The sequence below is a fragment of the Cobetia sp. BL01 genome (assembly GCF_056493605.1).
Genome location: NZ_JBVBEE010000003.1, coordinates 114,862 through 126,673, shown reverse-complemented (window position 1 = coordinate 126,673; position 11,812 = coordinate 114,862). Strand labels below are relative to the sequence as shown.

The window sequence follows — 11,812 nt, the reverse complement described above, 5'->3', positions numbered from 1 at the left end:
ACGAAGGTGGCATACCACCGATCATGCCCTGACACGCGCGCATCAGGCCTTGGATTCAAGCCTCAGGCGTTGCCAATCACTGGTGGGCTCATTGAGTCGGATGCTCGCATCGATGACCTGTTCCTCCATGTTGTAACGACAGGTGAACCCCAGATGCTTCATCAGTGCACGCATCGGGTGATTGTCCATCATGATCTTGCCTACCATCTCGAGAGTGCCCAGCGAACGGCAATAGCGCAGCATCTTTTCCATCAACAGTCGTCCGATCCCCTCACCTTGCAGGTCATCACGAATGATCACCGAGAACTCCGTGCGAATGTTGTCAGGGTCATTCCAGACCCGCACCACTCCCAGCATTTCACGACGTGAGCCGCCCTCCTCCTGCTCACTGACTTCACGCTCGGCGATGAATGCCATCTGGCGGTCATAATTGATCTGGGCCAGCAGCGCCAGATCGCGTTGCGTCAGGGAAGCCTTGTGATGGAAATAACGGAAACGAATGCTTTCCTCGGACAATCTGGCATGGAAAGCGGTGATCAATGGCGCATCCTCTGCACGAATCGGCCGCACTTCCACCTCGGTGCCATCCTCAAGCCGCACCCACTCCCGCAGCTCTTCCGGGTACGGCATGATAGCGAAGCGCGCGGGCTTGCCCAGATCCAGCGTGAAATCCACCGCGACGGCCTCATCACGATTGAGCAGCAACGGATTGATCTCCAGCCCTCGAATGTCAGGCAAATCCGATGCCAACTGCGACAATTTGATCAACAAGGTACACAGGCGCGCGATATCCCGCTCGGGGTCCGGCGAGTGCTCCTCGACCAGACGCGAGGCATGACTGCGCGAGATGAGCTCGCGTGCCAGCGTCATGTTGAGAGGCGGCAAGGCAACCTGGCGGTCTACCAGCACGTTGACCTTGTAGCCCCCCAGCCCGAAGACCACCACCGGCCCGAACTCCCCGTCACGCGTGATGCCCGCACTCAATTGCAGCGAGTGCTTGCCGCGGCGCATCGGCTGCAGGCAGAACTCATGGATGCGGGTGCGTTCGCTGCCGCTGCGTCCCCGCTCGTCATCACGCTCGCTCACCTTGCTGGTGATGCGACGCATGGCCAGGGCGATATCTTCCGGGCCATTGAGATCCTGGACCACGCCAGAAGACAGACGCTGCGGGAAGCGGCGATAACGGAAGGGCTGGCTGTTGTGCTCGTGGACCACCCGCAAGGCGAAGGGCCCCGCTGCCATCTCGGCGTCTTCCTTGCCAGCCGCCTGCCTGAGAGCTGCAATGGCCTGCGCGGCTTCGGCGGCGTCAGACACATAATGACTGGCAGCTGTCGCGATGCCATAGGTCTCCAGTACCTGAGCCGTTTCAGAATGGGTCAGCCATTCACGACCGGCACGCCGAGCGCTGTGCACCAGATCATGTGCTCGGGCGCGAATCTCGGCGCTGGTGGTGAAGGACAGGCTCGGCGGGGTCTGCTGCAACAGGGACTGCACCCGCTGATAATCCACCATCTGCAGGAAGGCCTTGACGCCCTTTTCGGGTGAGAGATAGGTCGGGATACCCGCAGCGTGGCAGGCATGACGTGCCGCCAGCGCCTGCTCGAGCCCCATCCAGCTGGTCAGCAGATTGCGCCGGAACTGCTTGCGATGCGTGATCAGGGCCTCGGCCGTGTCCTTGGATGGTGCAAGTCTTGTCGGGGCGTGCACGACGAGCACCGCATCGACTCCCTGATCATTGGCCACGATGTTGACTGCGGCAACGAAGTCTTCGGGCGTGGCATTGCCCCCCAGATCCACCGGATTGCGACCGGGCAGGCTGACATCCAGCTGATCCTTGAGCAGCGCATCCCGACTCTCCTTGCTCAGCTCGGCAAGCTTGCCGCCTCCCGCCATCAGCTTGTCGATCGCCAACAGGGCCGGCCCGAGACCATTGGAGACGATCGCCAGCCGATCGCCCCGCAGCGGTTTCATGCGATTGAGCGTCTCGAGGGCATCGAACATGTCCTCGCTGTCATTGACGCGTACCACCCCAGCACGCGCCAGCGCGACGTCCACGATCTGGTCGCGATTGGGAATGCCGGGGGTGACATGAGTCCCGAACAGGTCGGCCTCGGGCGTGCGACCGCTCTTGATCGCCAATACCAGTCGGTTGCGAGAGGCCTCGCGCAGCGCAGTCATGAAGTGCATCGAGTCATGGATGCGCTCGAGATGCAGCAGGAGCGCCTGGGCATGCCCATATTGATTCAGGTAATCAATCAGGTCAGGCAGCATCACGTCGACGCTGTCTCCCAGCGTCACCAGATGGGAGAAGCCGATACCGCGCCCCGCCGCCCAGTCGATCATGGCATTGCCCAGCATCCCCGACTGCCCCAGATAGGCGACCTTGCCCTTGGCGACAGGCTGACCACTGAAGGAGGCATTCAGATTCCGATTGGGCACGCAGACCCCCATGCACTCCGGGCCCAGCAGACGTATTCCACTGCCACGTGCCGCCTTGAGCAGACGGCTGTTGAGACTCTCCTGATCCGGATGAATGCGCAGTCGCGCGTGGTCGGGGGCCACAGGCTCACGCCGGGCAAGCATTCCGAGCCCTTTTTCCGTCACGCGGGCCAGGGAGCTTGCCGGCGACGGTGCCACTCCTCCGGAGATCAACAGCGCGGCCTTGACGCCGCGACGCCCCAGCTTCTCGACGATGCGCGGCAAGGTCTCGGCAGGCGAGCACAGGATGGCGAGGTCCGGCATCGTGTCCAGCTCACTGATCCGGCGCACACAGGGCACTCCATGCACCGTGTCATAGCCCTTGGGATTCACCACGACAAGCGTGCCCTTGAACCCGCCTTCCAGCAGGTTTCTCAGCACCTGGCCGCCCAGTGAGTGTGTCTTTTCCGAGGCCCCGATCACCGCGATACTGGTGGGCTCGAAGAAATTGCGCAGAAATCGCATCCCCATGGAGGTGTCCTGTCAGCCGGTGCGCATCCAATGCGCGATGCCACCAGCATGCCGCGAAAGTGAGTGCCTGAACAGCAGCCGGCAGGTGCTGGAGAAGGTAGACCATCCGCCACTATCCGTGCCTACCAGTGAATCTTACTGTGAGGTTTCGAACTATCCTCAGTCTAGCGCCCAGCCAAACAGGCACATGCCGATGATCACCTCTTATATCTCTCATAGCGACTGTGGCAATCATTTCATGGGTCCGACACATCCCGAGAGCCCATTGCGCCTGCAGGCCATCCAGCGTCAGCTGGCATTGAGCGGCGTGATTCAGCATGTCCAGCAATACGATGCACGCCCTGCCACGCTGGAACAGCTGGCAAGAGTCCATCCGATGCGCCACCTGCAGGCTCTCGACAAGTGCCCGCCCCAGGCAGGTCAGCTGCTGGCGCTCAGCGAGGACACCGTGATGTGTGCAGACAGCCTGGTGGCGGCACGTCTCGCGGCAGGGGCCGTCGTGCGCGGGGTCGACCAGGTGATGCGCAATCAGGCAGACAACGTCTTCTGTGCCGTGCGCCCACCGGGCCATCATGCCGAACGCGCGGATGCCATGGGCTTCTGCTTCTACAACAACGTGGCAGTAGGCGCGCTGCATGCCCGCCAGCAGTACGGTGTCAGACGCATCGCCATCCTCGATTTCGATGTTCATCAGGGCAACGGCACGGTAGATATCTTCAAGCATGACCCCGACACGCTGGTCTGCTCATCGTTCCAGAACGCCATGTACCCCTGGCGCTATCTCGAGAGCCGCTGGGAGCACATTCACAATACCCCGCTGGCAGAAGGCTGTGGTTCGCTGGACTTTCGCCATGCCATCGAAGCGCAATGGCTGAAGAAGCTTGATGATTTCAAGCCGGAGCTGATCCTGATCTCGGCAGGCTTCGACGCGCATCGTGAGGATCCGATGGCCGAACTGTGTCTCGAGGACGACGACTATTACTGGATCACGCGCCTTGCGATGGACGTGGCCAGGCGCCATTGTCAGGGACGTGTCGTCTCGGTACTGGAAGGCGGCTACTGCCTGGAAGCGTTGGCACGCAGCACTGAGGCCCATGTCAAGGCACTGGCGGGTCTGCCGATGGAGGACGGGATATCCCTGCGTCATTCGCCGCCAGCCAAGCACGCGTCACCCAAAGTTCATGCAAGGCCAGATGAGCGTGATCATCCGCTGTTCTGAGTGACCAGACATGCGACTTCAAGAGACGCATCCCCTGTCGCCAGGAGCATCGTCGATGCCTTGCTCAGCTACACCGTGATTTCCTTGCTGTGATAAGCTGGCGAAAAAGTTTCCAATAGTAAACTTGTGAACTCCCGCCGCCATCGACCACAGCGAAGCTTCCCATGAGTACACCGACTGACAAGGATGCCGCGGTCCGGATCGCTTCCGGCCGCAAGGCCTTCGTTGAGCCCCTCAAGCTTGGAGAGAGGGTCAAGCAGATCCGTCTCGCCAATCATTGGACCCTCGAGGACGTCAGCCAGCGTACCGGGCTTGCACGCTCTACGCTGTCCAAGATCGAGAATGAACAGATATCCCCCACCTTCACCGCCGTCCAGAAGTTGATCAATGGTCTCAATATCGACCTTCCTCAACTGCTCAGCCCTCCCAAGCGACAGAGCGGCACGCTGGGCAGACGTGATCTGACACGCCTCGGTGAAGGCAAGAGCCACCCGACCCCGACCTATGAACATGAGCTGCTTTCCTGGCAGCTGGCTCAGAAGCGCATGATTCCCTTCAAGACCCGGGTGCGCGCTCGCAGTTTCGAGGAGTTTCCCGACTGGGTGCGCCACGACGGCGAGGAATTCCTGATGGTGCTAGAGGGCAGCATTCTGCTGTATTCCGAGTTCTATGAACCCTTGCCTCTCGGGGATGGAGACAGCATCTATTTCGACTCCGACATGGGCCATGCTCTGGTTTCCACCAGCGAAGACGATGCCGTAGTGCTGTCGGTCTGCACGCGCAACGACGCCGATTGATGATACGCCCACTGGCGCAACGCTAAACCGTTCTGCAGGAGCATGTGACGTGAAAGATCTTTACCTCGCCAGAACAATGGCCTGGCGAGGCAGAGGCAGCGCCCACATCATCACCGTTTAGCCTGGTGCTAGCGGGTGATCTTGACTCAGTCATGTTGGGCGGCGTCGCCTCGCCAGATGAGCTGACCACATTCACGCAGGTCATACCCTCCCAACGACTGTGCCAGCTGGATGCCATTGGGCGTGGACAGATAGTCCAGCAGGCCCTGGAAGAGGTCGCGGAAATAGACGTTGCGTGGCACGACCAGATCAAAGGCCTCTTCACAGACCGGCACGAATCCGAGACCGAATTCATTCGCGGCCGATAACGTCCCCGGCCCGACATCCACCTCCCCGCGCGCGACGAGTGATGCGACCTCTCGCTCCGAGTAGGCGATGGCGAGGGTGTTGAGCTGCTCCGGGCGCATCTGATGGCCGGACAGCCACTCCTGCAGGAAGCGCTGCGAACCGGCCCCCTCCTGACGCACTACCCAGCGCCGTTGAGACCCGAACAGGCCGCCGGGATTGATCGGCAGGTGGCGATCTTCCTGACGAATGATCAGCCCCTGGGTGCGCCGAGCCAGCCGGACCAATACCCACTGACGATAACCATCGTGCCCGCGGATCAAGGCCGGATGGCGAAGCGATGCTTCCTCGGCACGCCCCCAGTGGATGGCACAGACATCGGCTCGCCCCTGACTCAACAGATCCAGCCCCAGGCGTGTCCCGGTGACACTCATGCCATAGAAGGCACTGCCATCGTGCTGCTGGTTGAGTCGCATCGTCAGCGCTGCCAGCAAGGGGTCATCGCTACCGGTGATCATCAAGCGATCCGCCAGCACCCCATGATGGCTGGACTCCAGAATCCATTGCTCGACCAGGCGCCGCGGGAAAAGCCATTTGCCGGTGACCTTGGTGGCCGGCATGGTGCCCTCACTGGCCAGCTGATAGATCTTCTTTTCATTGAGGTGCAACAGTCGTGCGACCTCATGGACCGTCAGAAAGGGGTTGTCATGCATCGTCGCATCCCCGGAAACAGGCTGATTCATTGCTCGCCTCCAGAGCGAGACTTGCCGGCTTCACGAAGTTGATCACCGGCACGCAGCGGAGGGGTGGCGTCCAGTATCATCCGACCGGCAGGGTCCACCACCTGGAAGTGGCTGCCCTTGGCACGTGCGATCAACAGCACCCCGAAGCGGCTGGCCAGCTCAACGCCCTTCTGGGTCACCCCGGAGCGTGAGACCAGCACCGAAATGCCCGCCTGCGCCACCTTGAGCACCATCTCCGAGGTCAGACGCCCCGTGGTATAGAAGATATTGGCACCCCGGTAATCCGTCTCGTCCTCGCGCACAGGTGAAAGCCAGTTCAGGCCTGCCAGGGTATCGACGGCATTGTGGCGACCGACATCCTCGATGAATGCCAGCACCTCATCATCCCGACACAGCGCACAGCCATGTACCGCCCCCGCCTTGCGGTAGGTGGCATTGTGGGCCGCGAGAGATGCCAGCAGCTGATACAGCACACTCTGCTGAAAGGGGCGATCATCAAGCGCCTCCAGCGTCTGACGCTCCAGCAGATTGCCAAAGACGGTTCCCTGGCCGCAGCCGGTGGTGACGGTACGCTTGCTCAGTCGCTGCTCGATATCCTCCGGTAGATGGCGCGTCACCACCGAGGCGCTTTCCACCTCCCAGTCCACTTGCAGCGCCTCCAGGTCTTCGATATCTCCCAACAGGCCCTGATTGCGCAGATAGCCCGCCACCAGCGCCTCAGGCTCGGCCCCCAGCGTCATCAGAGTGACGATCTCACGCTTGTTGAGGTAGATCGTCAGCGCGCGCTCGGCGGCGATCGACTGCGTCTGGCGCTGGCCTCGCTCATCCATCACGACGATATCCAGCGTGGTGGGCAATCGAGCATTGCTGATGACCGGAGGCATGGAGGTTTTCATGGCGTCGGGGTCTCCCTCTTCGAGCCGAATTGATGCCGGAGGGTGCCGCCACACGGCGAACCTGCCATGCAGGTTGCGGCATGCGTCGTCACCCAGCGCTCAAAGAATACCAGTCAGGCCGAGAGGCTGTCCTGATCCGGCAGCCATTGCGATCTCGCGTCATGCAATTCTCGACGCATGCGGCACGCTTCTTGCTAAAACCGGTAGAGCGTCGCATGTTCGTGAACGTACGAGCCACGACGCTGATGCAGACTCGCCTTGGACCCGATACGCCGCCGACCTCGCCTCAGGTCACCCCCTGAACAACCTCCAGAACGCCCTCAAGAGATACGCCATGACCCAGCCACCCGACCCGTTGATGGACACGGCACTCGACGCCTCACGCGAGTCATCACGACCTGACGACACTCGCTGGCTGACCGTGACACTGGCCCCCTCGCAGCAGACTCTCGGCCGCTTCACTCTCGACACCTGGGTGATTTCCCGGATCGCGCCCGCGGATCACGGCGAGACCACGCCCCGGACGCCTGAACAGGCGGCGCAACCGGAGCCTCAACGCACTCTGCCCCTGCAGCTGCATCTCACCGAGCGCACCGACTATCGTTACAACCTGCGTTGCGAACAGCCGCGCCTGTTCGTCTTGTGTGAAGAGCGTGAAGCGGATGGCATGCAGCCAAGGGTCGTCACCGCCTGCCAGGAAGTGGCCTCGCATTGGCTGGATGGCGACCAGCTGGTACTGGATACCCCGATGCCTCCTGCCCTGATGGTCTGGCTGGAGGGCTATCTCGCCCGGCATGGTGAGCGCATCGACGAAGGCAAGAAGAAGAAGCGCAAGGGGGCGGGGCGCGCCAGTCAGACCGACACCGTGCGCCCGGACGCTGATGCTGCCAACAAGGAAGGGCCATGAGTCACTCCGACGACCGCGACAATACCTCGCAAGGCCTGTTGTCCCGCTGGTCACGCCGCAAGCAGCGCGCCGAAGCCTCACGGACGACCACGGACTCCCCCGATGCCGCCGCCGCTGGACTGGCGACGGTCGCTCGGCCCTCCACGGCCAATGACACCGCACCCACTGAGACCGCACCCACGGAAACAGAGGCCTGCGAGGCATCGGACGAGCCGGGCCATGCTCTGCACAGTGAGCGGCATGGCGAAGCGTCCGCTGAAGGCGGCAGTGAGACGACCGACGCCGAGGCCCTTGCACAGGAGGCAGATGAGCCCCCTCCCGTCGTGGAGCTGCCAGACCCCGACACCCTGCTGCCGGATGCGGATATCAGTGCCTACATGCAGGCAGGAGTGGACCCGGCGCTGCGACAACGCGCCCTGCGTCGCATCTTCATGGGAGGCGAGCACTCCCTGCGCGATGGCCTGGACGATTACGATCAGGATTTCTCCCAGATGCGTCCGCTCGCCGCAGGTGTGGCCGAGACACTGAGACGTTGGACCCGCGATGTCGAAGAGGGACTCGAGAAGCTGGAAGATGACGAGGCTGAGTGCGTAGCCACCAGCCACGGCTCGGAAGATCAGCCTCAAGATGAGGCGCCGGAGGCTGCACCCTCAACGGATGAGCAAGGCCTCGACTCACTGGATGAGACATCATCGGATCACGGCCCACAGACCCATCGCGAGCACGCGCAGGACCAGCACACTGATACTGATGCTGCCCTTGCGCATGACACGCATGCACGGCAAGGCGTATGGGACCAGACCGATGGCGTCACGGCTGACGGACATGGGCCCACCCACAGATCGCCCCAACCACCAGAATGACACGCCTACCCTCAGGCACTGAGACATTATGACCCAGCGCGAGCTCCGTTTTCGGCATGCGGGGTCATTCCCTTGCCTCTCACATGACTTCCACTCCCATGCGAGAGGCGCACTGCCTGCAAGAATCCGCTCAACAGAGGCAGGTATCGTCTAGCAAGAGAACGGCACTGCCTTCCGATACCTGACCGTCTACGCCCGATGCTCATCGCTGGCCCTTCAGTCCCTGACTATGCTGAAGCCAGTCGCAATGATGCCGCCAAGCGGATCATCCGGATGACATCAGACGCAAGACGTCGCTGGAAGCCCATGCACTTCCTTGAATGACCTTCGACCGCTGACCGGGCGCAAGCCTCGAGAATCAGCGGCGATCAGGAACCGTCCACCGCGCCACCTGACAGGCGCCAGGGGCGGAGCCGCCACGACCGAAATAAGGATGAGGATGCTCAGTTCAAGTCTCGAGAACGCCCAGCGCGCGCTCAACCAGCAAGCACGCCAACGCGCCCTGGCGGCAGTGCTCGGAGCCTCCCCCGCTTCCAGCCTGCCACTGCTGGCCAGTGATGCCGGCAGCGCCCCGATCCGCTATCGCAGCCAGGGCCGCACACTGCTGATCGGCAGCGAAGCGCGCCTGCGTGCCCTGTCCAGCCTGATGCTGGCACTGCCCGACACTCACTCCCTGTCACTGTCTCTGCTGATCAGCGAGCAGGACAACAGCGCTCTGGTATCCCTCGACGAGCGGCATATCACGACGAGCGAAGCACTGCCCTCCCATGCCAGCACCCGCGAGGCGCTCTCGCTGAGCGGCCATCTTGGCCATTTCACGCTGCTGTCTGGCGGGGTCAATCTGGCGCGCGCACTGTTGTCCACAGGTACCCGACAGGTCGAGACCTTCGACCTGATCGCCGATCTGGGTCACCAGCCCCTCAATCAGGCGGAACTTCCGCCGCCGGGCTATCTGCGTGCAGAGGATACGGTGCTGGGCGAGCTGGATCGTCTCGCAAGCGACGCCAGTCTTGTCGAGAGCGGCGATCAGATCACGAACCTGACCCATTGGGCGACAGAATTCGCCGGTCTGGTCGGCAGCTTCGACAAGCCCAATTACGTCAACGTCAATCTCGACATCTGTGCCCATTCAAGTGCGGGCAGCATCGGGTGTACACGTTGTCTTTCCTCCTGCAGCGCCGATGCCATCTTCTCCGTGGCGGGACGCCGCAACGCGCATATCGAGATCGACCCGTACCTCTGCCATGGTGCCGCCAGTTGCGTGAATGCCTGCCCGTCCGGCGCGCTGAGCTTTACCCAGCCGCCACTCGAACAGCGTCTCGAACAGATCCAGCGTCTGCTTGAACGCTATCAGGATGCAGGGGGCACGCAGCCGATACTGCGCTACCGCCTCGAGTCTGCCAGTGACCGTCACTCGCCGTTGGCACCTGAGGATCAGGAACGCTGCCTGGACATCGCACTGGATGAAATCAGCGCCACCGGGCACGACGAGTGGCTGGCCGCGCTGGCGCTGGGCGCCACCCAGGTCATCGTCGAACTGCCTCGGACACTGCCTGCCGGTCAGCACCAGCAACTCGAGCAGGAACAGCGTCTGTGCAATGCGTTGCTGGAGAGCATGCAACTGGCCACGGACACCCAGGGTTCCCCCCGTCTCGTGCTGATCACCGAGTCCGCCGTGCCGGCCTCGCCCATGACGCTCGTCAGTCCGCTCTGCATCGCGCTGGCGCCCGGTGCCGATCGCGAAGAGGACGGCCAGCCGGGCCTGCCGATCGCGCGTGACTGGCTGTTGGGTCAACCGGATGCCCGACCCGGCAAGCGTGAGCGCCTGAATCGTGTACTGGATCACCTGGCCACGCTGGCCGCCGCTGACCTGGCGCAGACCGCCGTCGAGGTACCTGCCGGTGCGCCCTTCGGCGCGATTCAGGTCGAAAGCGACGGCTGCACCCTGTGTCAGGCCTGTGTCGCGGTCTGCCCGACCAGCGCACTGTCCGCCAACCGCACCTCTCCGGCACTGTCCTTCACCGAGGGAGATTGCGTGCAATGTGGCCTGTGCGAGCAGTCATGCCCCGAGAGCGTCATCACTCTGACGCCGGGCTTTTCCGCACAACCAGAGGTGCGCCGTGAACCGCGCCTGCTCAAGCAGGACACGCCGTTCCCCTGCATCAGCTGCGGCACCCCATTCGGCTCCACCGCCACCATCACGGCGATGCAGACCAAGCTGGCCTCCCACGCCTATTTCCAGGGTGACGGTGCGCTGCGCCTCAAGATGTGCAGCGATTGCCGCGTGAAGGATATCTGGCACGAAATGGCCCGCAATCCCGATGCTCAACTCAAGGTCTGAGTCCATGCCTTCAAGTGATGACACTGATATGACACCTGATGATGGATCGTTGATCAGCCACAGTGCCGAGCAACAGGCACTGCGGGCCGATCTCTACCGCCTGCTGGCTCGCCTGCTGCGGGCAGCGCCCGATCAGCCACTCATCGACTTCCTGGCGGCGCTGGAGCCTGAGGCCATCACCATGCCCGGCGCGGATCAGCAGCAACTGCCCAGGGCGCTGGCCTCGCTGTCTCTCTCGGCGCGGGTCAGTGACCCTCGACGACTGGAGGATGAGTATTTCCAGGCTCTGGTCGGGGTCGTGCAGGGCGAAGTGGTGCCGTATGCCAGCTGGTACCTGACCGGCTCATTGATGGAAATGCCGCTGGTGGCACTGCGCCATGACCTCAAGCGCCTCGGTTTCGAGCGCGAAGCCGACGTTCGCGAGCCGGAGGACCACCTGGGGGCTTTATGCGAGGTCATGGCCATGCTGATCGAGGATCTGCCCGGCGAACAGGTCAACTTCTTCCGTCAGCATCTGGCGAACTGGGGTGAGCGTTGCTGTGCCGACCTTGCGCGTCGCAAGAGCCCTTTCTATGCCGCGGTTGGCTATCTTGGCCAGGCATTTCTGGCAGCCGAACGACGCAATCTCGGAGAGGCTCCCCAACCGACAGCCTCATTGGCGGACATCGCAAGCCAAGGCACCACTGGCTGGCAAGGCATACAACTTCCCCAATCGTGAGACCGACAGACACGCGCCGGACAGCACCCACAGC

The 11,812-nt window shown here is 62.4% G+C and carries 9 protein-coding genes; 6 read left to right on the top strand and 3 right to left on the bottom strand.

Translation table 11 applies throughout. The features are described from left to right. Window positions 1-42: 42 nt before the first annotated feature. Window positions 43-2,949, bottom strand: a complete 2,907-nt coding sequence (locus ACZYGA_RS06885) for a bifunctional acetate--CoA ligase family protein/GNAT family N-acetyltransferase (protein WP_404625482.1) — start codon at window positions 2,947-2,949, stop codon at window positions 43-45. A gap of 193 nt (window positions 2,950-3,142) precedes the next feature. On the opposite strand from ACZYGA_RS06885, the gene ACZYGA_RS06880 reads away from it, so the two are divergent. Both ACZYGA_RS06880 and ACZYGA_RS06875 read left to right on the top strand, forming a co-directional pair. After that, on the top strand, window positions 3,143-4,168 hold the full coding sequence (locus tag ACZYGA_RS06880; RefSeq protein WP_479398693.1) for a histone deacetylase family protein: 1,026 nt from the start codon (window positions 3,143-3,145) through the stop codon (window positions 4,166-4,168). Between the two features lie 164 nt (window positions 4,169-4,332). After that, on the top strand, window positions 4,333-4,965 hold the full coding sequence (locus ACZYGA_RS06875) for a helix-turn-helix domain-containing protein (protein ID WP_077376603.1): 633 nt from the start codon (window positions 4,333-4,335) through the stop codon (window positions 4,963-4,965). 146 nt (window positions 4,966-5,111) lie between these two features. Here the strand turns inward: ACZYGA_RS06875 and ACZYGA_RS06870 are convergent, their stop codons facing one another. Continuing rightward, window positions 5,112-6,053 carry a helix-turn-helix transcriptional regulator gene (locus ACZYGA_RS06870; protein WP_254696481.1) on the bottom strand — a complete coding sequence of 314 codons (942 nt, stop codon included), beginning with the start codon at window positions 6,051-6,053 and terminating at the stop codon, window positions 5,112-5,114. Beyond that, window positions 6,050-6,949 (bottom strand): formate dehydrogenase accessory sulfurtransferase FdhD, encoded by a 900-nt coding sequence (locus tag ACZYGA_RS06865; protein ID WP_404625479.1) that lies wholly within the window; start codon window positions 6,947-6,949, stop codon window positions 6,050-6,052. Before ACZYGA_RS06865 ends, ACZYGA_RS06870 begins: the two co-directional genes overlap by 4 nt. A 334-nt stretch (window positions 6,950-7,283) precedes the next feature. On the opposite strand from ACZYGA_RS06865, the gene ACZYGA_RS06860 reads away from it, so the two are divergent. The 4 genes from ACZYGA_RS06860 (at window position 7,284) to ACZYGA_RS06845 (ending at window position 11,778) form a co-directional block, all read left to right on the top strand. Then, entirely contained in the window at window positions 7,284-7,856 is a 573-nt protein-coding gene (locus tag ACZYGA_RS06860) for a DUF3305 domain-containing protein (RefSeq protein WP_289863491.1), read from the top strand. Further along, window positions 7,853-8,719 carry a DUF3306 domain-containing protein gene (locus tag ACZYGA_RS06855; protein WP_404625478.1) on the top strand — a complete coding sequence of 289 codons (867 nt, stop codon included), beginning with the start codon at window positions 7,853-7,855 and terminating at the stop codon, window positions 8,717-8,719. The genes ACZYGA_RS06860 and ACZYGA_RS06855 overlap by 4 nt, the downstream gene beginning before the upstream one ends. 439 nt (window positions 8,720-9,158) lie before the next feature. Continuing rightward, window positions 9,159-11,060: a 4Fe-4S dicluster domain-containing protein gene (locus tag ACZYGA_RS06850; protein ID WP_479398692.1), complete on the top strand. Its 1,902-nt coding sequence runs from the start codon at window positions 9,159-9,161 to the stop codon at window positions 11,058-11,060. Window positions 11,061-11,088: 28 nt separating this feature from the next. After that, window positions 11,089-11,778: a TorD/DmsD family molecular chaperone gene (locus ACZYGA_RS06845; RefSeq protein ID WP_479398690.1), complete on the top strand. Its 690-nt coding sequence runs from the start codon at window positions 11,089-11,091 to the stop codon at window positions 11,776-11,778. The last annotated feature ends 34 nt before the right edge of the window (window positions 11,779-11,812 follow it).